The organism is Massilia sp. METH4 (assembly GCF_037094685.1).
In the GTDB taxonomy this organism is placed as follows: domain Bacteria; phylum Pseudomonadota; class Gammaproteobacteria; order Burkholderiales; family Burkholderiaceae_D; genus Rugamonas.
This window is the reverse complement of the sequence record NZ_CP146614.1, coordinates 2,726,776-2,753,763: the sequence shown is the minus strand read 5'-3', so window position 1 is coordinate 2,753,763 and position 26,988 is coordinate 2,726,776. Positions and strand designations below refer to the sequence as shown.

The 26,988-nt window shown below is 65.0% G+C and carries 20 protein-coding genes; 12 read left to right on the top strand and 8 right to left on the bottom strand.

Translation table 11 applies throughout. The features are described from left to right. Positions 1 to 51: 51 nt before the first annotated feature. From V6Z91_RS12185 to V6Z91_RS12170, 4 genes are all read left to right on the top strand, one after another. Entirely contained in the window at positions 52 to 1,467 is a 1,416-nt protein-coding gene (locus V6Z91_RS12185) for an alpha/beta fold hydrolase (RefSeq protein WP_338770667.1), read from the top strand. A 12-nt stretch (positions 1,468 to 1,479) separates the two neighbouring features. Further along, positions 1,480 to 2,214 (top strand): ATP-binding cassette domain-containing protein, encoded by a 735-nt coding sequence (locus V6Z91_RS12180; protein WP_338770665.1) that lies wholly within the window; start codon positions 1,480 to 1,482, stop codon positions 2,212 to 2,214. Then, positions 2,211 to 3,440: an ABC transporter permease gene (locus tag V6Z91_RS12175; protein WP_338770664.1), complete on the top strand. Its 1,230-nt coding sequence runs from the start codon at positions 2,211 to 2,213 to the stop codon at positions 3,438 to 3,440. The genes V6Z91_RS12180 and V6Z91_RS12175 overlap by 4 nt, the downstream gene beginning before the upstream one ends. A 232-nt stretch (positions 3,441 to 3,672) precedes the next feature. Further along, on the top strand, positions 3,673 to 4,095 hold the full coding sequence (locus tag V6Z91_RS12170) for an OsmC family protein (RefSeq protein WP_338770663.1): 423 nt from the start codon (positions 3,673 to 3,675) through the stop codon (positions 4,093 to 4,095). Between the two features lie 23 nt (positions 4,096 to 4,118). Here the strand turns inward: V6Z91_RS12170 and V6Z91_RS12165 are convergent, their stop codons facing one another. From V6Z91_RS12165 to V6Z91_RS12155, 3 genes are all read right to left on the bottom strand, one after another. Further along, positions 4,119 to 4,991: a neutral zinc metallopeptidase gene (locus tag V6Z91_RS12165; RefSeq protein ID WP_338770662.1), complete on the bottom strand. Its 873-nt coding sequence runs from the start codon at positions 4,989 to 4,991 to the stop codon at positions 4,119 to 4,121. A 101-nt stretch (positions 4,992 to 5,092) separates the two neighbouring features. Continuing rightward, positions 5,093 to 5,740, bottom strand: coding sequence for a 2-polyprenyl-3-methyl-6-methoxy-1,4-benzoquinone monooxygenase (gene coq7 / locus V6Z91_RS12160; RefSeq protein ID WP_338770660.1), 648 nt, complete (start codon positions 5,738 to 5,740; stop codon positions 5,093 to 5,095). 136 nt (positions 5,741 to 5,876) lie between these two features. Further along, the gene (locus V6Z91_RS12155; RefSeq protein ID WP_338770659.1) at positions 5,877 to 6,323 is read right to left on the bottom strand and encodes a hypothetical protein; all 447 of its coding nucleotides are present in this window, start codon (positions 6,321 to 6,323) and stop codon (positions 5,877 to 5,879) included. Positions 6,324 to 6,579: 256 nt separating this feature from the next. Between V6Z91_RS12155 and V6Z91_RS12150 the strand changes: the two genes are divergently transcribed. The 4 genes from V6Z91_RS12150 to V6Z91_RS12135 all read left to right on the top strand — a co-directional run bounded on the left by V6Z91_RS12150 (position 6,580) and on the right by V6Z91_RS12135 (position 12,155). Then, positions 6,580 to 7,470: an ABC transporter ATP-binding protein gene (locus V6Z91_RS12150; protein ID WP_338770658.1), complete on the top strand. Its 891-nt coding sequence runs from the start codon at positions 6,580 to 6,582 to the stop codon at positions 7,468 to 7,470. Between the two features lie 10 nt (positions 7,471 to 7,480). After that, the gene (locus tag V6Z91_RS12145; RefSeq protein WP_338770656.1) at positions 7,481 to 11,059 is read left to right on the top strand and encodes a M1 family aminopeptidase; all 3,579 of its coding nucleotides are present in this window, start codon (positions 7,481 to 7,483) and stop codon (positions 11,057 to 11,059) included. 80 nt (positions 11,060 to 11,139) lie between these two features. Beyond that, a complete protein-coding gene (locus V6Z91_RS12140; protein WP_338770654.1) occupies positions 11,140 to 11,646 on the top strand; it encodes a hypothetical protein in 507 nt (168 codons plus the stop codon). Positions 11,647 to 11,705: 59 nt separating this feature from the next. Continuing rightward, a complete protein-coding gene (locus tag V6Z91_RS12135; RefSeq protein WP_338770653.1) occupies positions 11,706 to 12,155 on the top strand; it encodes a DUF3597 domain-containing protein in 450 nt (149 codons plus the stop codon). Positions 12,156 to 12,550: 395 nt separating this feature from the next. On the opposite strand, the gene V6Z91_RS12130 is transcribed toward V6Z91_RS12135, so the two are convergent. From V6Z91_RS12130 to V6Z91_RS12110, 5 genes are all read right to left on the bottom strand, one after another. Next, the gene (locus V6Z91_RS12130; protein WP_338770651.1) at positions 12,551 to 14,170 is read right to left on the bottom strand and encodes a methyl-accepting chemotaxis protein; all 1,620 of its coding nucleotides are present in this window, start codon (positions 14,168 to 14,170) and stop codon (positions 12,551 to 12,553) included. A gap of 222 nt (positions 14,171 to 14,392) precedes the next feature. Then, a complete protein-coding gene (locus V6Z91_RS12125; protein WP_338770649.1) occupies positions 14,393 to 17,053 on the bottom strand; it encodes a DNA topoisomerase III in 2,661 nt (886 codons plus the stop codon). A gap of 296 nt (positions 17,054 to 17,349) precedes the next feature. After that, the gene (locus V6Z91_RS12120) at positions 17,350 to 17,826 is read right to left on the bottom strand and encodes a DUF494 domain-containing protein (protein WP_338770647.1); all 477 of its coding nucleotides are present in this window, start codon (positions 17,824 to 17,826) and stop codon (positions 17,350 to 17,352) included. Between the two features lie 53 nt (positions 17,827 to 17,879). Further along, complete coding sequence (dprA, locus tag V6Z91_RS12115; RefSeq protein WP_338770645.1) at positions 17,880 to 19,004, bottom strand: DNA-processing protein DprA; 1,125 nt, start codon at positions 19,002 to 19,004, stop codon at positions 17,880 to 17,882. 7 nt (positions 19,005 to 19,011) lie between these two features. Continuing rightward, positions 19,012 to 20,106 (bottom strand): LysM peptidoglycan-binding domain-containing protein, encoded by a 1,095-nt coding sequence (locus tag V6Z91_RS12110; RefSeq protein WP_338770644.1) that lies wholly within the window; start codon positions 20,104 to 20,106, stop codon positions 19,012 to 19,014. A gap of 471 nt (positions 20,107 to 20,577) precedes the next feature. Between V6Z91_RS12110 and def the strand changes: the two genes are divergently transcribed. The 4 genes from def to metH all read left to right on the top strand — a co-directional run bounded on the left by def (position 20,578) and on the right by metH (position 26,963). Next, the gene (gene def, locus V6Z91_RS12105) at positions 20,578 to 21,117 is read left to right on the top strand and encodes a peptide deformylase (protein WP_338770642.1); all 540 of its coding nucleotides are present in this window, start codon (positions 20,578 to 20,580) and stop codon (positions 21,115 to 21,117) included. Continuing rightward, positions 21,114 to 22,070: a methionyl-tRNA formyltransferase gene (gene fmt, locus V6Z91_RS12100; protein ID WP_338770641.1), complete on the top strand. Its 957-nt coding sequence runs from the start codon at positions 21,114 to 21,116 to the stop codon at positions 22,068 to 22,070. Before def ends, fmt begins: the two co-directional genes overlap by 4 nt. A 334-nt stretch (positions 22,071 to 22,404) precedes the next feature. After that, entirely contained in the window at positions 22,405 to 23,022 is a 618-nt protein-coding gene (locus tag V6Z91_RS12095; RefSeq protein ID WP_338770640.1) for a PEP-CTERM sorting domain-containing protein, read from the top strand. A 176-nt stretch (positions 23,023 to 23,198) separates the two neighbouring features. Beyond that, positions 23,199 to 26,963 (top strand): methionine synthase, encoded by a 3,765-nt coding sequence (gene metH / locus V6Z91_RS12090; protein WP_338770639.1) that lies wholly within the window; start codon positions 23,199 to 23,201, stop codon positions 26,961 to 26,963. Positions 26,964 to 26,988: the final 25 nt, after the last annotated feature.

The window sequence follows — 26,988 nt, the reverse complement described above, 5'->3', positions numbered from 1 at the left end:
GCAAAACCCGCGCTAGTATTGCCCGACCGATATTGTCGAGAGGGCCTTGCAGTGCGATCCACCCTTGCTCTACCCCTGCTGCTGGCGGCCCAGCTGGCTTGCGCGGCGCCGCCGGCGAGCCGCAGCTGCCACCTGCCCGGTGCCGAAGAAGCGCTGCGCTGCGTGACCATCCCGGTACCGCTGGATTACGCCAAGCCCGGCAAGACGATCACCATCCACGCGACCATCGCTCCCGCCTATCGCGAGGCGGCCCGGCCGGACCCGCTGTTCGTGCTGGCCGGGGGCCCCGGCCAGGCCGGCAGCGACATCCTGCCCATCGTGCAGGCGGCCATGCGCCGCGTGCGCGCCACGCGCGACATCGTGCTGATCGATCAGCGCGGCACCGGCCGCTCCGGCAAGCTCGAATGCAAGTCGCCGCCCGAGATCGACACGATGACGGAAGAACAGCTCGACGCCGACGCCAGGCGCTGCATCGAATCGCTCGGCGCTCCCTACGGCAGCTACACGACGGACGCGGCCGCGCGCGACATCGAACGGGTGCGGGTGGCGCTCGGCTACCGCCAGGTGAACCTGTGGGGCGGCTCGTACGGCACCCGCCTCGCCCAGCATTACACGCGCCTGTATCCGGCCAGCGTGCGCGCCCTGGTGCTCGACGCCGTGGCCGCGCCGGACCAGGTGATTCCCGCCGGGGGCCGCGATGCGCAGGCGGCGCTGGAAACGACGTTCCGCCGCTGCGAAAAGGCGCCTGCCTGCGCCCGTGCCTTCCCCGCGCTGCGGGCCGAATTCGCCGCGCTGGCCAGCCAGCTCGCCAAGGCGCCGGTGCGCATCGAGATGGCCGATCCGCGCACTGCCGCGCTGCGCCCCGTCACCATCAGCCTGCGCCGCTTCGTCGCGACCGTGCACCGCGCGCTGTATGCGCAAACCGATGCGCACACGCTGCCGTTCCTGATCCACAGCGCCTACCGGGGCCGGTGGGAGCCCTTCGTGGCCCAGAGCAATCGCGACACCGACTTCACGGCCGACGGCGCGATGGCCGGGCCGCTCTACCTCGCCGTCGTCTGCGCCGAGGATTTCCCGCGCCTGACGCCGCAGCTGATGGCGGACGACATGCGCGGCTCCTTCGTCGGCGCGCCGGTGGTGACGCAGCTGGCCGCGCTGTGTCCCATCGTGAACGTCAAGCCGGTCGCCTATCCGGCGCCGGCACGCATCGATGCGCCGGCCCTGCTGCTGTCCGGCGCGCAGGACCCGGTAACGCCGCCGCGCCGTGCCGAAGCGGCGGCCAGGCTGATGAAATCGGCGCAGCACCTGGTGGTGAAGAATGGCGGCCATATCGTCTCGCCGCTGGGTTGCGTGCCCCGCCTGATGCGCGAATTCCTCGATGCCCCGCACCAGCGCGTGGCCGGGCAATGCCTGGACGAGATTCCCGCGCCCGCCTTCCAGCTCGACAGCGCCGGCCCGCAACCCTGACCCCTTACGACCATGATTGAAGTCCGCGACGTCAAGAAACACTTCGGCAAGGTGCATGCGCTGGCCGGCGCCACGTTCACGGCCCAGGACGGCCAGGTGACCGCGCTACTGGGCCCCAACGGCGCCGGCAAGACCACGCTGCTGCGCCTGCTGGTCGGCTTGCTCAGGCGCGATGGCGGCACCATCCACATCGACGGCATCGATCCCGGCAGCGACCCACTAGGCGCGCGTCGCCGCATCGGCTTCCTGACCGACCAGTTCGGGTTGTACGAGCGGTTGAGCACGCGCGAATACCTGCGCTATTTCGGCGCGTTGAACGGCATGCGGCCGGCAGATATCGAGCAGCGCATCGACGAGGTGACGGAACTGCTGGCGCTGGAAGATATCCTCGAGCGGCGCTCGAAAGGCTTTTCGCAGGGCCAGCGCATCAAGGTGGCGCTGGCGCGCACGCTGCTGCACCGGCCGCGCAACCTGCTGCTGGACGAACCGAGCCGCGGGCTGGACGTGATGGCCACGCGCGCGCTGCGGCGCGCCCTGGCGGCGCTGCGGGCCGATGGCTGCTGCGTGATCATGGCCACCCACGTGATGCAGGAGGTCACGCATTCCTGCGACGACGTGATCGTGATTGCCAACGGCGCCACGGTGGCCCAGGGCACGCCGCAAGCGCTGTGCGAACGCACCGGCATCGCCAGCCTGGAAGACGCGTTCGTGAAGCTGGTCGGCACCGACGAAGGGATTTCGGCATGAAATCGGCCCACGTGAAACCGGCACCCATGAAATCGGCATCCGTTCGGCCCGTATTCCTCGTCGTCTTCCTCAAGGAGCTGCGCGAAACGCTGCGCGACCGGCGCGCGCTGTCGCTGCTGTTGCTGTTCGTGCTGATGTACCCCGTGATGGTCGGCGGCGTGCTGCAGCAGCAGATCAGCCGCGCCACCGCGCCGCAGAAGGAAGGCATCGAGCTGACCGTGATCGGCGCCGCGCAAGCCCCCACGCTGATGACGCAGTTAAAGCAGAAGAACGTCAACGTGACCGAGGCGCCGCCGATGAGCGAAGAGCAGATCGCCGCCCTGCTGCGCGCGCACAGGACCGTGGCGGTGCTGCGCCTGCCCGACAGCTACGGCAGCGATTACCGCGACATGCGCCCGGCCCGCATCGAACTGTGGTACGACTCGGCCGCCGACCGGCACCGCCAGGTGGGCGAGATCGAAGGCGTGCTGCGCCACTACGGCAACACGATCGCCGGCGCCAGGCTGCTGGCGCACGGCGTATCGCCCGCCACGCTGATGCCGGTGCAGGTGCAGCGCTACGACACGGGCACCAGCGCCTCGCGTTCCGCCTCGGTGATCGGCACCATGCTCGGCATGTTCTTCATTCCCGCGTTCTTCTTCGCCCTGAGCCCGGCCGTGGACAGCACGGCCGGCGAGCGCGAGCGCCGTTCGATGGAAGTGCTGCTGGCCCAGCCGGCACGCACGATCGACCTGGTGGCCGGCAAATGGTTCGCCGCGTCGGCACTGGCGCTGGCGGGCCTGGTGCTCGAACTCGTCATTGCGCATGGCGTGCTGAAATGGCTGCCGCTCGAGGAAATCGGCATGTCGTGGCGGCTGTCGTTGGCCGACCTGGCACTGGTCTGCCTGTTGTCCCTGCCGCTGCCCCTGTTCGCCGCCGGGCTGGAAATCGCGCTGGCCATCAACGCGAAGACGTTCAAGGAAGCGCAGACCACGGCCAGCATCGCCATCCTGGTGCCGATGGCGCCGGTGATCATCGTGCCGATGCTCGACCTGACGACGCAGCTGTGGATGTACGCGGTGCCGCTGCTGTCGCACCAGACGCTGTTGCGCGAACTGGCCAAGGGCCAGGCGGTGGGCTGGCTGCCCTGCCTGCTCACATTCGGCAGCAGCCTGCTGGCCGCCGTGCTGTGCATCGCGTTCACCACGTGGCGCATGAAGAGCGAGCGCTACATGATGGGCGTTTAGTGTCCTGAGTCAGAAATTCGTTGACAAGTAAATTTGACGAAATCGGCTCGAGGCAAGGCGGAAATGACCGGTAAGGCCGGGGCCTTTCCGGCCATTTTCAACGCAGCATCGGGGCGATTCTCGTCGGATTTATTCAACGAATTTTTGACTCAGGACACTAGGAAAAAGGCCGCCTCCGGCAGCCGCGGCCGCGCTGATTTACAATCACCGCACGTCAATATTGGAGATTGCAATGGAAGTCAAAGTCAGCTGGAATGGCCCGTCGGGCATGAGTTTTCGCGCCCAGACGGGGTCCGGCCACATGGTCGTGATGGATGGCGCGCCGGAAGGCGGCGGCCACAATCTGGCGCCGCGGCCGATGGAAATGGTGATGCTGGGCACGGGCGGCTGCACCGCCTATGACGTGGTGCTGATCCTGAAGCGGGGCCGTGCCGACGTGCGCGGCTGCGACGTGACCTTGCAAGCCGAGCGCGCGGACACCGATCCGAAGGTCTTCACGAAGATCAACTTCCACTTCGTCGTCACCGGCAAGGACCTGAAGCGCGAAGCCGTCGAACGCGCCGTCAACCTGTCGCACGACAAGTACTGCTCGGCCAGCATCATGCTGGCCAAGACGGCCGAGATCACGCACTCGTTCGAGATCGTCGAAGCGTAAGCACGGCTGCGCGGCAGGCTTCCCTACAACTGCCGCGTGTTGAACGTATCGCACTTCGCCACGTCGCCCGTCTCCAGCCCGGTGCGGAACCAGCGCGTGCGCTGCGCCGACGTGCCGTGCGTGAACGAGTCCGGCACCACATAGCCCTGCGCCTGGCGCTGCAGGGCGTCGTCGCCGATCGCCGTGGCGGCCGACAGCGCCGCTTCCACGTCGCCCTGTTCCAGGATCTGCCGCGAGCGGTTCGCGTGGAAGGCCCACACGCCGGCAAAGCAGTCGGCCTGCAATTCAAGCCGTACCGACATTGCATTGCCTTCCGCTTCGCTCGCATTCTGCTGCGCCTGGTGGACCTGGTCGGACACGCCGAGCAGGTGCTGCACATGGTGCCCCACCTCGTGGGCGATCACATAGGCTTGCGCGAATTCGCCGGACACGTGGAAGCGCTGCTGCATGAGCCGGTAGAAGTCGAGATCGATATACACCTTGCGGTCGGCCGGGCAGTAGAACGGGCCGGTCGACGATTGACCAGTGCCGCAGCCCGTGGCGGTGCGGCCGTCGAACAGCACCAGCTTGGGCGGCTGGTATTGCGCCCCCTGCGCGCTGAACAATGCGCTCCAGGTATCCTCGGTATCGGCCAGCACGGTGCGCATGAAGCGGGTTTCCGTATCGTTAGCCGGCGCCCGCTGGCTCGTGGCCTGCTGCGGCACACCGCCACCGCCGCCCATGCCGCCCAGCAGCGTGAGCGGATTGATGCCGAATACAAAGGAGAGGATCAGCGCGATGACGACGCCGCCGATGCTGAGCGAGCCGCCGCCGAAGCTGAATCCACCGCCACCACCGCCGCCATCGCCGCGGCGGTCTTCCACATTATCGCTTTCCCGATTGCCTTCCCAGCGCATAGTATTGCTCCGTGATCGTTTTGATCACACTATACGATGGTGGACGGGGCGGGCGGCGCATGGTACCGGGCGGCAAGCCCACGGCTTTGCTCGCCAAGCCTTCAAACGTAGTACGTGGTGCCCGTCATCAGCTTCGACATCGCGGTCATCGCCAGCCGCACGGGCAGCGGCGTCTGCGCGGCGCCGGCGTCCTGCGCGGCCTTGCCGTGCGCGATCTCGTCGACGCGCATCTGGTCCACGATGGCACGCGATTTCTTGTCGTTCGCCGGCAGGCTTTCCAGGTGGCGCTCCAGATGCTTCTCGACCTGCCGCTCGGTCTCGACCACGAAGCCCAGGCTGTGCGGATCGCCCATCTTGGCGGCCACCGTGCCGAGCGCATAGGCGCCGGCGTAGAACACCGGGGCGAGCACGCTGACGTGCGAATTGAGTTCCTTGAGACGCTGCGCCGTCCAGGCCAGGTGGTCTTCCTCCTCGCGGCTGGCGTTCTCGAACTGCACGCGCAGCGCGTCGCTCTTGGCGAAGCGGGCCTGCGAGTTGTACAGCGCCTGCGCCATCACCTCGCCCACGTGATCGACGCGGATCAGGCCGGCGCTGTGCCGGCATTCCTCCTCGGTCATCTCGGTATCCTCCACCCGCGCCGCGGGTGTCGGCCGCGAAGCGGACGAGACGCCGGACAGTACGCGCAAGGCCTTGTCGGCACTGCAGATCAGGCGGTCCAGCGGGGTGTGGAAATGGAATTTCGAGCTCATGGCATTTCTATCCAGATTGTTCGGACAGCCACGATTATATGCGCCGGCAACGCATGTCGCCGCACGTTGGGCCGGACAAAACGTCTCACTGGCCCTCGCGTGCGCGAAAGAATGTTCCAGTGCCCGCTCGAAGGCGTTATTCGCCCTCTCGCAAAATCCGCTGGCGCTCGATCCAGTCCGCCACGGGCCCGCGCACGTCGAGCCCCGAAAAATCCTTGGCGACACCCAGGTTAAGCCCAAGCAGGAAAGGGATCGACTCCAGGGGCACGTGCGGCACGTACTCGCCGAAGGCGCGATTGAAGCGCGTCGAGTCGAGCGTTGCCACAACGTCCTCGCCGCTCATCCACTGCAGGATGCTGGTGATGCTGTGGCCCGGGCCGAGCGAGCGGTAGATGAAGCGGTTGAACGCCTTGTCCAGCTTCTTGAAATCGAGCGTTTCCTTCGTCATCAACGTGGCCAGATAGCACAGGCCGAGCGAGAGCCGGAAGAAATCCGTGGACTCGCGGGCCGTCAGGCCGCAGCGCGTGACCGTGAGGATCTTTTCCTGCAATGCCGTATCGAGTTTGCTGTTCTCCTGGCTCATGGCGCAACTATATAACAAGCCGGGCCTTTCCGGCCTTGCCGCCACGGCGGCGCTTCCTCCCCTTGACCTCCTCTCGACTCGGCAGTAAGGTGCCGCGGCGCCGTCCGGTCATCCGCCATTTGCGCACTCTGGTGCCCGGATCGCGCGGACTGTCGCAAGGTGGCAACCCTTATGTCGACGATTCAATACAATGCAATCATGAAGGAACGGATGGCAGCGACGGCTCCATGCTGCGCCGCATTCACCAGGAGTAAGCATGGAACTACGCATCCGCAACCTGTCGAAGACCTACGCCAACGGCGTGGTTGCGCTCGATAACATCACGCTGGAAATCCCCGCCGGCATGTTTGGCCTGCTCGGGCCGAACGGCGCCGGCAAGTCGACGCTGATGCGCATCCTTGCCACCCTACAGGAATGCGATGCCGGTTCCGTGTTCTTCGGCGACCTCGACGTGCTCGACGAGAAGGACGCCGTGCGCCGCCTGCTCGGCTACCTGCCGCAGGACTTCGGCCTGTACCCCAAGGTGACGGCCTACGAATTGCTCGACCACTTCGCCGTGCTGAAAGGCCTGTCGCACCGCGCGCGCCGGCGCGAAGTGGTGGACGGCCTGCTGCAACAGACCAACCTGTTCGACGTGCGCAACCAGAAGCTCGGCACCTTTTCCGGCGGCATGCGCCAGCGCTTCGGCATTGCCCAGGCGCTGCTCGGCGACCCGAAGCTGATCATCGTCGACGAACCGACCGCGGGCCTCGATCCGCAGGAGCGGGTACGCTTCCACAATCTGCTCTCCGACATCGGCGACGACCGCACGGTGATCCTCTCCACCCACATCGTCAGCGACGTGGCCGACCTGTGCTCGAACATGGCGATCATCAACAAGGGCCAATTGCTGCTCACCGGCGCCACGCAGCAGCTGATCGACGACATCAGCTGCAAGATCTGGGCGCGCTTCATCGACAAGCGCGAGCTGGCCTACTTCCAGCAGCGCCACACGATCATCTCCACCCGGCTGCTGTCCGGCCGCACCCTGATCCACGCCTACAGCGACGACGACCCGGGAGACGGCTTCGAGGAAGCCATCGGCGACCTGGAAGACGTGTACTTCGCCACCATCGCCGGCCGCCACGTTGCCGATGCCTGCGACTAAAAGGGGCGTCATGCTGGCGATCGCGCTCTTCGAAGCGAAACAGCGGCTGCGCCTGCTGTCGACCTGGGTGTACTTCACGATGTTCCTGGCGCTGGCGATGCTGTGGATGGCCGGCGCGGGCGGCGTGTTCAAGGACCTGGTGATCACGCTGGGTGGCAAGGTGCTGATCAACGGTCCCCGCTCGATCATGCTGACCACCAGCGCGCTGGCCAGCCTCGGGGTCGTCGTCGTGGCCGCCGTGATGGGCCGCGCGGTGCAGCAGGACTTCGAATACGACATGCACCACTTCTTCTTCTCGGCGCCCATCCGGAAGTACGCGTACATGTTCGGCCGCTTCCTCGGCGCCTGGCTGGTGCTGGTGGTGATTTTTTCCAGCATCCTGATGGGCATCTTCGTGGGCAGCTGGCTGCCGGGCATGGACCCGGAGCGGCTCGGCCCCTTCGTGCCGCAAGCGTACCTGCTGCCGTATGCGCTGATCGTGCTGCCGAACCTGTTCATCTTCGGCGCCATCTTCTACGTGATGGCGGCACTCACGCGGCGCATGCTGCCCGTGTACATCGGCAGCGTGGTGATGCTGATCGGGTATATCGTGGCGCCCGGCCTGGCGCGCGACCTGGACTACAAGACGCTGGCCGCGCTGATCGATCCATTCGGCACCGCGGCCCTGCTGCGGCTCACCGAATACTGGCCGATCGCCGAACGCAGCACGCGGCTGGTGCTGCCCGAGGGCGTGTACCTGCTGAACCGGGTGATCTGGTGCTCGTTCGCGCTGGTGGCGCTGCTGCTCGGTTACTGGCGCTTCCACTTCGTGAGCACCGTCGACAGCCACGCCGCCGCGCGCGGCGAAGGCGACGTGCCGCTACGCCTCAGCGCCACCGCCGCGAAAACCACCGAGCCGCCCGACTTCGGGTCGCGCAGTCTCACGCTGCTGCTGTGCCAGTTCAGCTGGCTGAACCTGCGCGAGACGATGAAGAACGTGTACTTCTTCGTGCTCGTGCTGGCCGGCGTGCTGCTGATGCTGGCGAGCACACTGGAACTGGGTTCGATGTGGGGCACCGCTACCTATCCCGTCACGTACATGGTGATCGAAGCGATGTCGCAGTCGTTCGCCCTGATCATGCTGGTGGTGACCACGTTCTATGCGGGAGAGATGGTGTGGAGGGAAAGGGAACACCGCATGGCCCTGATGCTCGATGCGCTCCCCGTGCCGGGCTGGCTTCCGCTGGTGTCGAAACTGATCGCGCTGGTGGCGCTGCAGGCGCTGCTGCTGGCACTGGTGATGGTGTGCGGCATGGCAGTGCAGGTGTTCCACGGCTACTTCCACCTGGAGCCCTTGCAGTACCTGCATACGCTGTACGCGGTGCAATTGCCGCAGTATGTGCTGCTCGCCGTGCTGGCGATCGCCGTGCAGGTGCTGGTCGGCCACAAGTACGTCGCGTTCTTCCTGATGATCCTGTACTACATGGCCACCATCGCCATGCCGGTCGCCGGCTTCGAGCACCCGATGGCGCTGTACGCATGGACCCCGCCGATGCGCTACTCGGACATGAACGGCTTTGGCCACTACCTCGCGCGCGAGCACTGGTATGTGCTGTACTGGACCGGCGCGGCACTGATGCTGGCGGTGGCGACGAGGGTGTTCTGGCCACGCGGCGCCAACGACGAATGGCGCATGCGCCTGCGGCTGGCGCGCCACGCGCTGACCCTGCCGGTACTGGCGACCTTCGGCGCCGGCTTCGCGGTGATGGCGGGCACCGGCGCGGTCATCTTGTACAACCTGAACGTGGCCAACGAGTTCCAGTCGCCCTACCGGCGCGATGCGAACCGTGCCGACTATGAACGCAAGTACAAGGTGACGGCCGACCTGGCCCAGCCGCGCATCACGGACGTGAAGCTGCGCCTGGAAATCGTGCCGGAAGAGCGCAGCCTTCGGGTGCTGGGGCGCTACCTGCTCGCCAACCGCGGCGGCACGCCGCTCTCGGCGATCTACATCAGCATCGACCCGCAGGCGGACCTGAAGCCCCTGCGCTTCGGCACCGCCAGCCGTGTCACCCTGGAAGACCGCAAGCTGGGCTTCTACCGCTACACGCTGGTGCAGCCGCTGGCGCCCGGCGCCACGCTGCCACTGGAATTCGAGATGGCTTATGCACCGAACGGTTTCTTCGGCTTGGGCAAGGATACGCCCGTGGTGGCCAACGGCACCTTCTTCAACAACACGATCCTGCCGCACATCGGCTACCAGCGCGACCGCGAACTGACCGACCCGCGCGACCGCAAGCGGCACGCCCTGCCCGCCCAGGAACGGGCGCTGCCGCGCGACGATCCGAAGGGTTTGGCCAACAATCTGCTGGGCAGCGATGCCGACTGGGTCACGTTCGACGCCGTGATCGGCACCGCCGCCGACCAGGTCGCGATCGCCCCCGGCACGCTGGAAAAGGAATGGACGAAGAACGGCCGCCGCTGGTTCCACTACCGGATGGACAAGCCGATCCTGAACTTCTATTCGTTCCTGTCGGCGCGCTATGTGACCAGGCACGACTGGTGGCAGGACGTGGGCATCGAGATCTACTACCACCCCGGCCACGAGTTCAACCTGGACCGCATGACCAGGGGCGCGAAGGACGCGCTGGAATACTACACACGCAACTTCGGGCCCTACCAGCACAAGATCCTGCGCATCGTGGAATTCCCCCGCTACCGGGATTTCGCGCAGTCGTACCCGAACACGATCCCCTTCTCGGAAAGCATGGGCTTCATCGCCGAGGTGGACGAGCGCGACCCGAAGGATATCGACTACCCGTACTACGTGACGGCGCACGAGGTGGCGCACCAGTGGTGGGGCCACCAGCTGGTGGGCGGCAACACGCGCGGCGCCACCGTGCTGTCGGAAACGCTGGCCGAGTACTCCGCGTTGATGGTCATGAAGCGCACCTTCGGTGCCGACCGCATGCGCCGCTTCCTGCGCTACGACCTGGACAAGTACCTGCGCGGCCGCGCGCTGGAAAACAAGAAGGAACTGCCGCTGGCGGACAACGAGGACCAGGGCTATATCCACTACCGCAAGGGCAGCCTGGCGATGTACCAGCTGCAGGACCTGGTGGGCGAGGACCGTGTCAACGAGGTGCTGCGCGGCCTGCTGAAGCAGCATGCGTACCGGGGCGATCCCTACCCCAGCGTGACGGCGCTCGTGGATGGCCTGCGCGCCGTGGTGCCACCGGACCGGGCGTACCTGATCGACGACCTGTTCAATGCCATCGTCCTGTACGACAACCGGGCACTGGCGGCGACCGTGCAGCGCCGCAAGGACGGCCGCTACGAGGTGCGGCTGACGGTCCATGCCGCCAAGCTGCGTGCCGACGAACAGGGGGCGGAGCGCGAGGTGCCTCTTGGCGACCTGATCGACATCGGCGTCGACGACAAGGACGGCAAGCCGCTGTTGCGCGAACGCCGGCTGATCGAGCGCCGCGAAACGTCGTTCACGCTGGTCGTCAACGGCCGCCCGGCACGCGCTGGCATCGACCCGGACAACAAGCTGATCGACCGCAAGCCGGACGACAACATGATCGCGGTGGAGATGGCGCAGCCGTGAGCCGGCAAGGTTAATCCGCGAACAGACCCGCGCCAACGTGGCGCCTATCCTGTCGGCTGTCTTTTACACAGGAGCCGGCAATGGGATTCGATCTCGGTAATCTGTTACAGCAATACCTGGGCGGGGCCATCGACCCCGCCCGCGCGGAGCAGGATTTTCCGCAAGCGGCACAACAGGCGCCGCGCGGCGCGGTGGCGCAGGGCGTCACCGAAGCCTTGCGTTCCGACCAGACTCCGCCTTTCGCCCAGATGGTGAGCCAGATGTTCGGCCGCAGCGATCCGCAGCAGCGGGCCGGCATGCTGAACCAGCTGCTGTCCAACGTGAGCCCGGCCATGCTGACGGCGCTGGCCGGCAGCATCGGCAACCTGTTCGGCCAGAACGGCCAGCCGCAGGTCACGCCCGAGCAGGCCGAAAAGATCTCGCCGCAGCAGGTGGAAGAAATCGCCAGCACGGCCGAGCAGCACAATCCCGGCATCGTGGACCGCATCGGCGACTTTTATGCGGAACACCCGCAGCTCGTGCAGGCCCTCGGCGGCGCCGCGCTGGCGATCGTACTCGGCAAGATCGCCCAATCGAGCAGGAACTGAGCGGCAGGAACTGAGCGGCACCTGAACCTTCACTGACCAACCCGACAAGGAGAAAACAAATGGGCATCCTCAGCAATATCTTCCACAAGATCTTCCCGTCCTCGCACCCGGCCGTCGCGCAGCAGAAGCCGGCGCAGGCACCGGCCCAGGCTCCTGCCGCGGCACCGGCGCCGCAGGCGGCTCCTGCCGCCCCGGCGTCCCCCACCACGGCCACCGCCGCGCAGTCGCCGGCCGCGCCCGCGGCGCTGTCGGAAGTGGACGTGGAAGCGATCCTGAACGCGAAGGCGCAACAGGCCGGCCAGCCGCTGAACTGGCGCACCTCGATCGTCGACCTGCTGAAATTGCTGGACCTGGACAGCAGCCTGGCGGCGCGCAAGGAACTGGCCCAGGAATTGAACTACACCGGCGACACGGGCGATTCCGCGAAGATGAATGTATGGCTGCACCGGCAGGTGATGAACAAGCTGGCGGCCAATGGCGGCAAGGTGCCGGCGGACCTGAAAGACTGACGGCGCCAGGGGTCTGTCTCCGCCAGTTGATAACCCAGGAGCTTGCCCGCGGCGTCAACCCAGGGGACTGACCCCGGCTTCTTGCTCGCGCCAGGGGTCTGTCCCCGCCAGTTGATAACCCAGGAGCTTGCCCGCGGCGTCAACCCAGGGGACTGACCCCGGCTTCTTGCTCGCGCCAGGGATCTGTCCCCGCCAGTTGATAACCTGCGAGCTTGCCCGCGGCGTGAACCGAGGGGACTGACCCCGGTTTCTTGCTCGGGCCAGGGGTCTGTGCCCACCAGTTCGCGCCAGGGGTCTGTCCCCGCCAGTGGATAACTCAGGAGCTTGCCTGCGGCGTGAACCCAGGGGACAGACCCCGGTTTCTTGCTCGCGTGACTTCGGCGGCAAAAATGGGGTCAGCCCCCTTGCAACGCCAACGGCGAGCGCGCGGTCGACCACTTACCGGGGACAGCCCCCTGCGCCAGTACCGCCTGCGCATCCCCCAGCTTGAACACGGCCACCACGGCCGCCAGTTCCTCGGCCTGCTGCCGCATCGATGCAGCGGCGGCGGCCGCTTCCTCGACCAGCGCGGCGTTCTGCTGCGTCACGCCGTCCATGTCGGCGATGGCCTGGTTGACCTGCTCGATGCCGGCGCTCTGTTCCACGCTCGCGCTGGTGATCTCGCCCATGATATCGGTCACGCGGTGGATGCTCTGCACCACCTCGCTCATCGTCTGCCCGGCCTGTTCCACCAGCTTGCTCCCGGCATCGACCTTGCCCACCGAATCGCCGATCAGTGCCTTGATTTCCTTGGCGGCGGCGGCCGAGCGCTGCGCGAGGTTGCGCACTTCGCCGGCCACTACCGCGAAGCCGCGGCCCTGTTCACCGGCGCGCGCCGCTTCCACCGCCGCGTTCAGCGCCAGGATATTGGTCTGGAAGGCGATGCCGTCGATGACGGAAATGATGTCGACGATCTTCTTCGCCGAAGCGTTGATCGAATCCATCGTCTGTACCACTTCGCCGACCACCGCGCCACCGCGCACGGCCACTTCCGATGCGCTGACGGCCAACTGGTTCGCCTGGCGCGCATTGTCGGCGTTCTGCCGCACGGTCGACGTCAGCTCTTCCATCGACGACGCCGTTTCCTCCAGCGCGCCGGCCTGCTGCTCGGTGCGCGCCGACAGGTCCATATTGCCGGCCGCGATCTGCTGCGACGCGCTCGACATGTGCTCGGTACCGCCGCGCACGCGGCCGACGATGTTCGCCAGGTTGTCGTTCATCGTCTTCAGTGCGGCCAGGAGGCGCCCCGTCTCGTCGTTCGAGGTGACGGCGATGTCGCTGCGCAGGTCGTTCGCCGCCACATTGCAGGCGATTTCCACGGCGCGGTTCAACGGCACCACGATGCCGCGCGTCAGCCACCAGGAGCAGAAGGCGCCCAGCGCCAGCACGGCGGCGCCGCAGGCGATCATGAAGCGGCGGTTACCCTGGAACAGTTCGTCGATGCGGGCCGCTTCGGCGTCGATCGCCTTGCGCTGCAGCTCGAGCAGGGCTTCGAGCGCCGCAAGGTAGGCCTTGCCATCGGGCTGGAAGCGTTGCATCAGCACGGCGTTCGCCTCGTCGAGCCGCCCTTCCTTCTTCAATGCCACGATGTCGTCGCGCGAGGCCAGGTACCGCTTGCGCGCGGCACCGATCTCGCCGAACACGCGCTTTTCGTCCGCCGTCGTCAGCAACGCCTCGACCTGCTTCTGCAAGCTGTTGACCGTCTTCGTCGACGCGGCCGTTTCTTCCGCGAAGAACGCTCCCAGCGAGCCGTCGGTACTCTTGGCGATCGCCGAGGTGCGGCGCACGCTCGTGTGGATCAGCCGGTACCAGTCGCCCACCACGCGCTCCTTGGCCAGCGGCTCGCGCATCATATTGTTCGTTGCCTCGGCAACGGCCTGCATGTGGAAGATGCCAAACGCGGTCATCAAGGTCATCAAGGCCAGCACGAGGCCGAAGCCGGCGGCGAGGCGGGTGCCGATGGTGAGGTTTTTCATGGAGGGATGCCGTCTGGGTTGCCCGAAAAAACGGCAGTCTAGCACGGCGTCACTTTGCCTCAAAGCAATTAAACCGGATGTGTCGCATCCCATCCAAACCGCGATTTACAGGCGTTGCACGACATTCTTTGCATAGTCATCACGGCTGTTGTCCAGACAACCATGGCTGCGGCGCAAAAAAAAGGGGCCGTGCTGGCCCCGTTTTCGCTCAGGCAAATCGGCTTATTCCGTCGCCACGGCCTTCTTGGCCGCCGCCTTCTTCGCGGGCGCCTTTTTCGCCGCCGTGGTCTTCGTGGCCGTGGCCTTGGTTGCCGCGGCTTTCTTCGCTGCCGGCTTCTTCACCGCCGTCTCTTCCGCCGGCGCCGCGCCTTCCGGCTCGGCGGCCGCCGCCTTGCCCTTCGCGGCCGGCTTTTCCTTGCGCGCTTCGAATTCGAAGCTGATCTTGCCATCCTTGCCGCGCACGAGAAAAGCCTTGAACGGCCGGCGCGTGCGTTGCGAGATGAAGCCCGGCAGCAGGTCGGTCTTGCCCTCGTTCAGCAGCTTGGCCATCTGCTCCGGCAGGATTTCCTGCTGAAGGATGATGCGGCCGCTGCGGAAGTCGCAGGTCTTCGGCTTGGCCACGCTGTGCTCGCACACATAGGCCAGGCCCATCTCGTACACGCCGCCATTGCACTTCGGGCACGGGCCCAGCGGCGTCTGGCCGGAGAAGTCGACGCCTTCGCCATCCTCGCCTTCTTCCTCGTTCTGGCCGAAGTCGAATTCGAGCTTGAAGTTGTTGATATCCTCGTCGCGCACGATGCGCAGGATGGCGGCGAACGGGCGACCCATCTTCGAGCGGAAGCCCTGCAGCGGGCCGATGGTGCGGTTCTTCAGCAGCTCTTCCACTTCGGCGATTTCGAACTGCCGGCTGCCCGGCGTCTTCGACATCGAGAACTCGCATTTCGTGCAGGCGAAGCGGCGGTAGTTTTCCTTGACCACGCCGGCGCAGTTCGGGCACGGCGTCTGCAGCGTCGCGTATTCGCCGGGGATCGTGTCGTTGCTGTATTCCTTGGCGCGCTTGACGATGATCTGCGTCATCTGCGCGATCTCGCGCATGAATTCCTCGCGCGAGATGCGGCCCTTCTCCATCTGCGAGAGCTTGTATTCCCATTCGCCGGTCAGCTCGGGCGCGGTCAGCTCGTTCACGCCGAGGCCGCGCAGCAACGTCATCAGCTGCGACGCCTTCGCGGTCGGGATCAGTTCTCGCCCTTCGCGGATCAGGTACTTCTCCGTCAGCAGGCCTTCGATGATCGCGGCGCGCGTGGCCGGCGTGCCCAGGCCCTTGCCGGCCATGGCATCGCGCAGCTCGTCGGAGTCGACCAGCTTGCCGGCGCCTTCCATCGCGGAGAGCAGCGTCGCTTCGGTATAGCGCGCGGGCGGCTTCGTCACGAGGCCGTTCGCATTCACCTTGTCGGTATGGACCTTCTCGCCCTTCGCCACCGGCACCAGGTTGCCGCCGCCTTCCTTGTCGTCGGTGGTGTCCTTGCCGTACACGGCCAGCCAGCCGGAGTTCGTCATCACCTTGCCCTCGGTCTTGAACTGGTGGCCCGAGACTTCGGTGTAGCGCGTGGTGACCTGGAATTCCGCGGCCGGGAAGAACACGGCCATGAAGCGGCGCGTGACGAGGTCGTACAGCTTCTGTTCGGGTTCGGACAAGCCCTTCGGCGCGATGCCGGTGGGGATGATCGCGAAGTGGTCCGAGATCTTCGTGTTGTCGAAGATGCGCTTGTTCGGCTTGACCCAGCCCTTGTCCAGGATCTGCTTGGCGAACTGGTGGTAGTTGTGGTTCTGCGCGAGTACCTCGAGCGTGGACTTCACCGTGGGCAGGTAGTCTTCCGGCAGGTGGCGCGAATCGGTACGCGGATACGTGAGCACCTTGTGCTTCTCGTACAGCGCCTGCGCCAGGCCCAGCGTGTTCTTGGCCGAGAAGCCGAAGCGGCCGTTGGCCTCGCGCTGCAGGCTGGTCAGGTCGAACAGCGCGGGCGCCATCGACGTGGTGGGCTTCGATTCCTCGGTCACGTTGCCGGGCTTGCCCAGGCAAGCGACCGCGATCGAATCGGCGGCAGCACGGCTCCACAGGCGCTCGGCGCGCTTCTCGGGATCGTTCTCGTCCTTCTTGAAATTCGTGTCGAGCCAGCGGCCTTCGTAGACGCCGGCGGCGCACACGAATTCGGCGCGCACCTCCCAGTAGTCGCGCGGCACGAACTTCTTGATCTTGTCTTCGCGCTCGACCACGATCGACAGCGTGGGCGTCTGCACGCGGCCCACGGTGGTCAGGTAGAAGCCACCCTCCTTCGAGTTGAAGGCCGTCATCGCGCGGGTGCCGTTGATGCCGATCAGCCAGTCGGCCTCGGAGCGGCAGCGGGCGGCGTCGGCCAGCGGCAGCATTTCCTCGTCGCTGCGCAGGCGTGCGAAGCCTTCGCGGATCGCGGCGGGCGTCATCGATTGCAGCCACAGGCGCTTGACGGGCTTGTTGACCTTCGCGTTCTGCGCGATCAGCCGGAAGATCAATTCCCCTTCGCGGCCCGCGTCACATGCGTTGATCAGGGCGGTGACATCCTTGCGCTTGAGCAGCTTGTTCAATACCTTCAGCCGGCTTTCCGTCTTGGCGATCGGGTTCAGCGCGAAGTATGGCGGGATGACAGGCAGGTGCGCGAAGCTCCATTTGCCACGCTTGACGTCGTACTCTTCGGGCACCGCGATTTCCAGCAGGTGGCCGACGGCGGACGACAGCACGTATTCATCGGATTCGAAATACTCATCGTGCTTCGTGAAGCCGCCAAGCGACTTCGCGATGTCGTTCGCGACAGAAGGCTTCTCGGCAATGATGAGGGTTTTGCTCATGTTTGTTGTTCTCGGTTTCGGTTGCTGCCGGGGCTGGCGTCGCGCGCGGCGCGTCGGCCGACCTGCCGGGGTTTGGCAGGCGCATGATACATGGGCATCGCGCTTCGTGCCGGCTTTTTCGCCCGGGGCATTTTTGTCAAGGGGCCAATCATAAGCGCGCGCACGGCAAAACCGCAAGCACACGCACCAATGCAATCCGGCCGCAAAGGCGGCCGGCGGCGATACTTCTTATATCTATTATGCGTGCGATGATGAGCGCGGGCGGATCGCCCGGCTGGCATGAAGATGCGTGCGCTTCAGTGAAGCAGGCGCGGGGCCTGTTCTTCATCCGACCCGAACAGGTCGTCGAACATCAGCGCATCCGGCTCCTTGCCCTGGCTCCACAGCAGCATGAGCACGATGATCTTCAGCTTGCCCAGATTCACGGGCGATTCCTCGAGCGCCAGCGCACGCTCGATGACGATTTCGCGTTGCAGCGGCGACAGTACCCGCGCGCTTTCCAGGAACGCAATGAAGCCGATGGCCTGCGTGCCAAGGGCATCCTGTTCTTCCTCGACATAAAACCGCGTGCCGGTCGATGCCGCCGTCGCCGCCTGTTCGACACCCGCCATTTCACCGGCCATCGCGGTCAGGTCGTTGAGCCATACCAACGCCTCGGAGATCTCCACGTCGTCGAAACCGACAGCGGATAGCTTCTTCGCCAACGCAGCCGGTTCGGGGCATGCATCGGGGCGATAATAGGTCTCGTAGAGATAAACAAGGATGTCGAACATGGCGCTACTCTATCAGCATAAATCGGCGCGGCACAAGACCGCACCCTTGGTTTTCACCGTTTGAGTCGCTGAAAAACACCACCAGGCAGCCGTTCCACAACACCTGCTAACTCCAATGCAAGCAAACTTGCCTGTGTGTCAGCCGGGTCGAGTTTCAGCCTTGCCGCGAGTTCATCGGCGGGTACTGGATCGTACGTCAATGCAGTCAATAGCACGTCGGCCGCCTGCGTCAATTCCTCCAGTATCGCCGCCTCTTCGCCCTGCCCTTCGATGCCGAATGCCTCAAGGATATGCTGCGCGGTGTCGACCAGCTTGGCCCCATCGCGTATCAATTTGTGACAGCCTTTTGACAAGGCCGAATGGATGGAACCGGGGATGGCGAACACGTCGCGGCCCTGCTCGCCGGCCAGGCGCGCGGTGATCAGCGAGCCCGATCTTTCCGCCGCCTCCACCACGAGCACGCCGCGCGAGAGGCCGCTGATGATGCGGTTGCGGATCGGGAAGTTACGTTGATGCGCCGGTGAACCGAGCGCAAATTCGCTGACCACGCAGCCCTCCTCGCGGATACGCGCGGCAAGCGGCGCATTCGATGCCGGATAGGTCACGTCGATGCCCGTGCCGATCACCGCCACGGTGGAACCTTGCGCGGCCAGGCCGCCTTCATGCGCGGCGGCATCGATGCCGAGCGCGAGACCCGAAACGATCGTGAAGCCCGCTTCGGACAGCGCGCGGGCAAAGCGGTTTGCGTTGGCCTTGCCCTGCAAGGTTGCATTGCGGCTGCCGACGATGCCGATCGCCCTGCGATGCAAGAGCGAGACGTCGCCTTGCACATGCAACAGCACTGGCGGATCGGCAATCTCTTTCAACAGCGATGGGTAACCTGCGTCGTTCAACGCCAGCAAATGATTACCCGGCTGGCGTGCCCATTGCAGCGTGGCTTCGGCGAGCGCACGGGCCTGCGGTGAGAACGGCGCGGCAATGGCGCCAACGGGCACCGGCGCTCGCACATCGGCAAGGCGATGCGCACGCGCGGCCTCGATGACCGCCGGGGCTGAACCATGCGCGCGTATCAATTGCGCGGCCGCATGGCGCGGCAAACCCGGCATCATCGCCAGGCGCAACCAGGGCAGCACTGCTTCGGCGCTGCCATGCGACAAGAAGGATTCCGTGGCTTGCACGGCAGGATCACTCCGGGGTTCTGGCAACGTCTCCCACTACTACCGGTTCGGTCGCCTGCATGATCAAGCCGTATGCGACATGCCTGAACACGCGGAAGATGAACAAGGTGCCGACCTGTTCGTCCGGCAGCTTGACCTGCGGATTGCCGAGATTGTGCCAACCCTTGCCGGCAGTCTTGTCGGTCACCGTCTGCCCGACATGGTACAGCTGGAGGGTGGCGCCGACGTCGAGCCCATCAAGCTTTCCGCGATTGATCGCCACCACGTGGTTCTGGCCCGCATGCACTACGCCATCGTAGATGGCCAGCACGCGCGCATCGACCGGCGCTGCCGGCGCGTGCGGAACGTAATTCTGTATCGGCATGGGCTCGGTACGCACCAGCTGGTCGCCGACCCCCATCTCTTCGCGCGCACCGGTCACGATGAACGTGTGCACGTCGCCGCCGGGCCCGGCCGCCTTTTGCAGGGCCAGCGTGCCCAGGTAGTGCGCCTCGTGCGCGACCAGCGCCTTCGTGACCGGATCGTGCAGCGGCTTGCCGGGCCGGAAGACCTGGAATGACGTGGCGCCGCCGAGGTCGCCGCGCACATAAGCCTTGTCGTCCTTGCCGAGGAAGACGCGGTTGCCCGCCGTGGCCACGATGCGGGGTGCATTCTTCAGCTCGTCTGCTTCCACGACGAGGGGCTGGGCCAGGAAGGGTTCGATCACGGCGGGAGGAATGGCGGGAATGGCATCCTTGCCCATCCCTTCCGTGCGCGCCAGCGGCGACACCTTCACGGTGCCGGGCTCGGCCGTGTCTATCCTGTTACCGAGCCGCAGGCGCCCGGCCGCACGGTCGAACCAGATGACCTGGCCCGGGTAGATCCAGTGCGGATCGGCGATCTCGGCGCGGTTCATGCCCCACACCCGCGGCCAGCACCACGGTTTTTGCAGGAACGTTCCCGCGATGTCCCATAGCGTGTCGCCACGCGCGACCGTGTGCTGGTCCGGTGCGTTCGCACGGAATTCGCAGCGGCCATCCTGTGCCGCGGCCGATACGGCGCCGCCCCCCGTGAGCGCTATCGCGACCAACAGGCGCGCGCCGACTGTGCTAAAATTTTTCATTGAATATGTCCGTTAAGACGGCACACTAAACACCCGATCGAGAGCATCCGATCGAAAGCATCCGATCGATACTGCCAGTGTTGATTTTCACGACACCAAGGCATTGCTTGCTCGTGCTTCCATGTTTTTGCGCACTGGTTTGCCGAAGCGATAACGATGGTGGCGGAGAGTTGCCGAACAGAATCATTCTGCCCAACTAACCCTGCGTTGACAAGCCGAAGAACGCCGCAATCCATGCCGGGCTGTCGTTCTGTCGTTGCTTTTCGGCGAACCGGAATGCTTATCGATTACGTTTTGGCATCGCCGGTGGGGCGCTGCCGTTTTGCGCTTGCTTTTGCGCTTGCTCTGGCGCTTGTTTTGGACCTTGCAGTCCCCACCTTTTTCGCAGTCTTATTTGCAGCCTTAGTCTTATTTGCAACGATATTTGCAGCCTCATTTGTCCCTTAGCCGCACCCTTTGAACAGATCACCCATGTCGAAACTGAACATCCTCCGCTATCCCGACCCGCGCCTGCACAAGGTCGCCAAGCCCGTCACCGTGTTCGACGAGCGCCTCGCACGCCTCGTTGCCGACATGGCCGAAACGATGTACGACGCGCCCGGCATCGGCCTGGCCGCCACGCAGGTGGATGTGCACGAACGCGTGATCGTGATCGACATCAGCGAAACGAAAGACCAGCTGACCGTCTTCATCAATCCCGAAGTGCTGTGGGCCAGCGAGGAAAAGCAGGTCTTCGACGAAGGCTGCCTGTCGGTGCCGGGCATCTATGACGACGTCGAGCGCCCTGCCAAGGTGAAGGTGCGTGCGCAGAATGAAAAGGGCGAGTTCTTCGAAGTGGATGCCGACGGCTTGCTGGCCGTGTGCATCCAGCACGAGATGGATCACCTGATGGGCAAGGTATTCGTCGAATACCTGTCGCCGCTCAAGCGCAACCGCATCAAGACGAAGCTGCTGAAGGAAGAGCGCGGCATCGAACGCGAGCGTCAGCTGCGCACCGCGGGCCGCCGATGAAAGTCGTCTTCGCCGGCACGCCCGAGTTCGCGGCCGTCGCGCTGCGGGCCATCCATGCCGCCGGAATCGAAGTGCCGCTGGTGCTCACGCAGCCGGACCGCCCGGCCGGCCGCGGCATGCGCCTGCATCCCTCGGCCGTCAAGGAATTCGCCGTGGCCAACGGGATTCCGGTAGCCCAGCCGCTGTCGCTGCGGATGGACGCGAAGGACCCGCAGCGCGCCCGGGAAGCACAGGAAGCGCACGCATTGCTGCGCGCGACCGACTACGACGCAATGGTCGTGGCCGCCTACGGCCTGATCCTGCCGCGCAGCACGCTCGACATCAAGCCCTGCATCAATATCCACGGCTCGCTGCTGCCCCGCTGGCGCGGCGCAGCGCCGATCCACCGTGCGATCGAGGCCGGCGACCACGAAACCGGCGTCACCATCATGCAGATGGAGGAAGGCCTCGATACCGGCCCCATGCTGCTGATCGAACGCACGCCGATCGGCGTGCACGACACCACGGCCACGCTGCACGACAGGTTGGCGGCCATCGGCGCCGAGATGGTGGTCAAGGTGCTGCGCAAGATGGAGCGTGGCGTCGTCGAAGCGGTGCCGCAGCCCGAGGCCGGCGTGACCTATGCGGCCAAGATCGCCAAGGAAGAAGCCGCCCTCGACTTCACGCAGCCGGCGCGCGATATCGACCGGAAGATCCGCGCATTCAATCCCTCCCCGGGCGCGCACGGTACCATCAACGGCACCGTCATCAAGCTGTGGGGCGCCGAATTGCTGGACGCCGACAGTACCGCCCCGGCAGGCCAGGTGCTGGCCGCCGATGCGCAGCACGGCATCGTGGTGGCATGCGGCACCGGCGCCCTGCGCCTGACGCAATTGCAAAAGCCGGGCGGCAAGCGCCTGCCGGCGACGGAATTCCTCAAGGGCTTCGCCCTCGAAGGCCACCGTTTCCAGTAAAAGCCCGGCCTCAAGGCGGTGGCAACGCAGCCGCCGCCTTGTCCCCCATCCCCGGCCGTAAGAAGTTTCCGCGCGCGTTATTGCGCCGAGCCCATCATTATCCACCCGCTGCGCGCGTCGGGCTGGTATTGCCCCAAAGCATGAAAAACCGCCTGGCCGATGCACGCCACCCATCGAGCTTTGTACATTTGTTCCAATGTATTGACACGGATAACTTTCCTATCCTTTTGATACCCAATGCGTTGTATCGGCACAAACATCGCGAGAATTTGTTTCTTATCAAAGCCGGGCCAGATAATATGTTTGCTCCCCTTCACTTTTGTTGAATTGTGTCATGGTCAAGACTGTCGCATTTGCCACCTTGCTGGCCGCCAGCTGCAGCGTCAACGCAGCCGCAACCTGGAACTTTTCGTACACAGGTTTTCTTCAGGAGGATACCGGCATTTTCGATGGCTCTCGCAGTCTGAACGGTTCTTTTTCCGGCCGGGACATGAATCGCGATGGCTATCTCGACAGGACGGAAATCAGCTCATTTTTCCTGAATGGCACTGATTACATCGGCTGCGCCAGCTCCAGTAATGAGTTTTATAAATGCGGCACCGATAATTTCCTGTACAAAATCGGCGGGAAACTCGAGTTCTCGGCAGGTTTCAACAGCACCGATCCGGAAGGGTTATTTTCTGGCGGCCACTATTTCACGGCCGGCGATCGCGACCTCGATTACCAGATGACCCCGTATTCGTATGCGGAAGCGTCGTACCTGTGGACGGACGAGACGGCGTTCAGCATCCGGCGGGGCGCCAAGTTCCAGAGCCGTGCCCTGGAAGGCTCGATGGCGATGGCGATGCCCGTGCCGGAACCGGGCACCTGGGCCATGCTTGCCGGCGGCCTGCTGGTCGTTACCGGCGCAGCACGGCGCCGGCGTGGAAACGCGGCGGCAAAGCTCGGCTGATCGCGTCATTCCCCTGCGGGAGGCGGCCGCGCCGCGGCGGCCTCCCCGCCCATCGCCTCCTCCCTTCCAGCTGATCCCGATACCGGCGCCATGCCGGCATGGAAATTGCCGCCCGTCGAGGCGCAATGCGGCTTTGCCGTATAATCGTACCCCCTCCCCGTTCCAGACCGACAGCCATGAACCGAAATCGCCCCGCCTCCAAGACCGAAGCGCAACTGCGCGACATTCTGTCGCGCCGCATCATGTTCCTCGACGGCGCGATGGGCACGATCATCCAGCAATACAAGATCGATGAAGCGGCATACCGGGGCGAACGCTTCGCCACCTTCGCGGCGCCGGCCGACAGCGGGGCGCGCGAACTGTTCGTGAAAGGGAATAACGAGCTGCTGAACATCACGCAGCCGCACGTGATCCAGGAAATCCACGAGCGCTACCTGGCCGCCGGGGCTGACCTGATCGAAACGAATACGTTCGGCGCCACCAGCATCGCGCAGGACGACTACCACATGGCCCATCTCGTGCGCGAGATGAACCTGCAAGCCGCAAAACTGGCGCGCGCCGCCGTGGACAAGTACAGCACGCCCGACAGGCCGCGCTTCGTCGCCGGCGCTCTCGGCCCGACCCCGAAGACCGCGTCGATCTCGCCGGACGTGAACGATCCGGCCGCCCGCAACGTCACCTTCGACCAGCTGGCCACGGCGTACTACGAACAGCTCGAAGCGCTGGTCGATGGCGGCATCGACGTCATCCTGGTGGAAACCATCTTCGACACGCTGAACTGCAAGGCCGCGCTGTTCGCGATCGACCAGTATTTCGACGAGCACCCGGACACCGAACGCCTGCCGCTGATGATCTCCGGCACCGTGACGGACGCCTCGGGCCGTATTCTCTCCGGCCAGACCGTGCCGGCTTTCTGGAACTCGGTACGCCACGCGAAACCGCTGACGATCGGCCTGAACTGCGCGCTGGGCGCTGCCCTGATGCGCCCCTATGCGGAAGAGCTGTCGCAGATCGCCGATACCTTCGTGTGCATCTACCCGAACGCCGGCCTGCCCAACCCGATGAGCGACACCGGCTTCGACGAGCTGCCGGCCGACACGTCGGCGCTGCTGCGCGAATTCGCCGAGGCGGGTTTCATCAACGTCGCCGGCGGCTGCTGCGGCACCACGCCGGACCATATCGCCGCGATCGCCGAGCTGCTGAAAGACATGAAGCCGCGCGCCGTGCCGCGCATTCCGGTGGCACAGCGCCTGTCCGGCCTGGAGCCGTTCACGATCGACGACGACTCGCTGTTCGTCAACGTGGGCGAGCGCACCAACGTCACGGGCTCGAAGGCGTTCGCGCGCATGATCCTCAACGAGCAGTACGACGAGGCGCTCTCCGTGGCCCGCCAGCAGGTGGAAAACGGCGCGCAGGTCATCGATATCAACATGGACGAGGCGATGCTCGATTCGCAGGCCGCGATGACGCGCTTCCTGAACCTGATCGCCTCGGAGCCGGACATCTCGCGCGTGCCGATCATGATCGACTCGTCGAAATGGTCCGTCATCGAGGCGGGCCTGAAATGCGTGCAGGGCAAGTCCATCGTGAACTCGATCTCGCTGAAGGAAGGCGAGGAGGAATTCATCCGCCAGGCCAAGCTGTGCCGCCGCTACGGCGCCGCCGTGATCGTGATGGCCTTCGATGAAACGGGCCAGGCCGACACGTTCGAGCGCAAGATCGAGATCTGCGAACGCGCCTACAAGGTGCTGACCGAGAAGGTGGGCTTCCCCGCCGAGGACATCATCTTCGACCCGAACATCTTCGCCGTCGCGACCGGCATCGAGGAGCACAACAACTACGCGGTGGACTTCATCAACGCCACGCGCTGGATCAAGGACAACCTGCCGCACGCAAAGATTTCCGGCGGGGTGTCGAACGTATCGTTCTCGTTCCGCGGCAACGACCCGGCGCGCGAGGCGATCCACACGGTGTTCCTGTACCACGCCATCAAGGCCGGCATGACGATGGGCATCGTCAACGCGGGCATGGTGGGCGTGTACGACGACCTGGAAGCGGAACTGCGCGAGCGCGTGGAAGACGTGGTGCTGAACCGCCGCGCCGACGCGACCGAGCGCATGATCGAATTCGCCGGCACGCTCAAGGCGGGCGGCAAGCAGCAGGAAGCGAACCTGGAGTGGCGCGAGGCGCCCGTGGAAAAGCGCCTGGCGCACGCCCTGGTGCACGGCATCACGCAATGGATCGTCGAGGACACCGAGGAGATGCGCCAGCAGGTGTTCAATAGCGGCGGGCGGCCGATCAACGTGATCGAAGGCCCGCTGATGGACGGCATGAATATCGTCGGCGACCTGTTCGGCCAGGGCAAGATGTTCCTGCCGCAGGTGGTGAAATCGGCGCGCGTGATGAAGCAGGCCGTGGCGCACCTGATCCCGTTCATCGAAGAGGAAAAGAAGGAAGAGGAACGCCGCACCGGCATCGTCGCGAAACCGAAGGGCAAGATCGTGATCGCCACCGTGAAGGGCGACGTGCACGACATCGGCAAGAACATCGTTTCGGTAGTCCTGCAATGCAATAACTTCGAAGTGGTCAACATGGGCGTGATGGTGCCCGCCTCCGAGATCCTGGCGCGCGCCAAGCTGGAGAACGCCGACATCATCGGCCTGTCCGGCCTCATCACGCCGTCGCTGGAAGAGATGGCGCACGTGGCGAAGGAGATGCAGCGCGACGAGCACTTCCGCATGATGAAGATCCCGCTCCTGATCGGCGGCGCGACGACGAGCCGCGCGCACACGGCCGTGAAGATCGCGCACAACTATGAAGGCCCGGTCGTGTACGTGCCCGATGCATCGCGTTCCGTATCGGTGGCGCAGTCGCTGCTCACGCCCGAGGCCCGGGACCGTTACGTGGAAGAGCTGGAGAACGACTACGCACGCATCCGCGAGCAGCACGCCAACAAGAAGGCGCTGCCGACGGTGACGCTGGCCGTGGCCCGCGCCAACAAGGCGAAACTGGACTTCACGCCCGTGAAGCCGAAGTTCATCGGCCGCCGCCTGTTCCGCAACGTCGACCTGGCCCAGCTGGCGCAGTACATCGACTGGGGCCCGTTCTTCCAGACCTGGGACCTGGCCGGCCCGTTCCCCGCTATCCTCACCGACGAGGTGGTGGGCGAAGCGGCCACCAAGGTCTACCAGGAAGGCCAGGCGCTGCTGAAGCGCATCATCGAGGGCCGCTGGTTGACGGCGAACGGCGCGGTCGCGCTGCTGCCGGCCAACAGCGTGAACGACGACGATATCGAGGTCTACACGGACGACACGCGCAGCGAAGTGGCGTTCACCTACTACGGCCTGCGCCAGCAGGGCGTGAAGCCGGTGATCGACGGCGTGCAGCGCCCGAACCAGTGCCTGGCCGATTTCATCGCGCCGAAGGAATCCGGCGTGAAGGACTACATCGGCATGTTCGCGGTGACGGCCGGCCTGGGCATCGAGAAGTACGAGAAGCGTTTCGAGGATGCCCATGACGATTACTCGTCGATCATGCTGAAGGCCCTGGCCGACCGGCTTGCCGAGGCGTTTGCCGAATACCTGCACGAGCGCGTGCGCAAGGACCTGTGGGGCTACGCGCCGGACGAACAGCTCTCCAGCGAGGCGCTGATCAAGGAAGAGTATGCGGGCATCCGCCCGGCGCCGGGCTACCCCGCGTGCCCGGAACACACGGTGAAGGCCGACCTGTTCCGCGTGCTGGGCGCCGAAGAGATCGGCATGGAACTGACGGAATCGTTCGCCATGTTCCCGGGCGCAGCCGTGGCCGGCTTCTACTTCGCTCACCCGCAATCGAAGTACTTCACGGTGGGCAAGATCAACGAAGACCAGCTGGACGATATGGCCAAGCGCCGCGGTGTGCCGAAGGCCGAGCTGGAGCGCTGGCTGGCACCCAATCTGTAAGCACCGGCGGCTTCCCGCGGGTCTA

Excerpts from the sequence above, each read along its gene's own strand:
- V6Z91_RS12180 (WP_338770665.1), top strand. The coding sequence starts at position 1,480 with ATGATTGAAGTCCGCGACGTCAAGAAACACTTCGGCAAGGTGCATGCG.
- V6Z91_RS12175 (WP_338770664.1), top strand. The coding sequence starts at position 2,211 with ATGAAATCGGCCCACGTGAAACCGGCACCCATGAAATCGGCATCCGTT.
- V6Z91_RS12170 (WP_338770663.1), top strand. The coding sequence starts at position 3,673 with ATGGAAGTCAAAGTCAGCTGGAATGGCCCGTCGGGCATGAGTTTTCGC.
- V6Z91_RS12165 (WP_338770662.1), bottom strand. The coding sequence starts at position 4,991 with ATGCGCTGGGAAGGCAATCGGGAAAGCGATAATGTGGAAGACCGCCGC.
- coq7 (WP_338770660.1), bottom strand. The coding sequence starts at position 5,740 with ATGAGCTCGAAATTCCATTTCCACACCCCGCTGGACCGCCTGATCTGC.
- V6Z91_RS12155 (WP_338770659.1), bottom strand. The coding sequence starts at position 6,323 with ATGAGCCAGGAGAACAGCAAACTCGATACGGCATTGCAGGAAAAGATC.
- V6Z91_RS12150 (WP_338770658.1), top strand. The coding sequence starts at position 6,580 with ATGGAACTACGCATCCGCAACCTGTCGAAGACCTACGCCAACGGCGTG.
- V6Z91_RS12145 (WP_338770656.1), top strand. The coding sequence starts at position 7,481 with ATGCTGGCGATCGCGCTCTTCGAAGCGAAACAGCGGCTGCGCCTGCTG.
- V6Z91_RS12140 (WP_338770654.1), top strand. The coding sequence starts at position 11,140 with ATGGGATTCGATCTCGGTAATCTGTTACAGCAATACCTGGGCGGGGCC.
- V6Z91_RS12135 (WP_338770653.1), top strand. The coding sequence starts at position 11,706 with ATGGGCATCCTCAGCAATATCTTCCACAAGATCTTCCCGTCCTCGCAC.
- V6Z91_RS12130 (WP_338770651.1), bottom strand. The coding sequence starts at position 14,170 with ATGAAAAACCTCACCATCGGCACCCGCCTCGCCGCCGGCTTCGGCCTC.
- V6Z91_RS12125 (WP_338770649.1), bottom strand. The coding sequence starts at position 17,053 with ATGAGCAAAACCCTCATCATTGCCGAGAAGCCTTCTGTCGCGAACGAC.
- V6Z91_RS12120 (WP_338770647.1), bottom strand. The coding sequence starts at position 17,826 with ATGTTCGACATCCTTGTTTATCTCTACGAGACCTATTATCGCCCCGAT.
- V6Z91_RS12110 (WP_338770644.1), bottom strand. The coding sequence starts at position 20,106 with ATGAAAAATTTTAGCACAGTCGGCGCGCGCCTGTTGGTCGCGATAGCG.
- def (WP_338770642.1), top strand. The coding sequence starts at position 20,578 with ATGTCGAAACTGAACATCCTCCGCTATCCCGACCCGCGCCTGCACAAG.
- fmt (WP_338770641.1), top strand. The coding sequence starts at position 21,114 with ATGAAAGTCGTCTTCGCCGGCACGCCCGAGTTCGCGGCCGTCGCGCTG.
- V6Z91_RS12095 (WP_338770640.1), top strand. The coding sequence starts at position 22,405 with ATGGTCAAGACTGTCGCATTTGCCACCTTGCTGGCCGCCAGCTGCAGC.
- metH (WP_338770639.1), top strand. The coding sequence starts at position 23,199 with ATGAACCGAAATCGCCCCGCCTCCAAGACCGAAGCGCAACTGCGCGAC.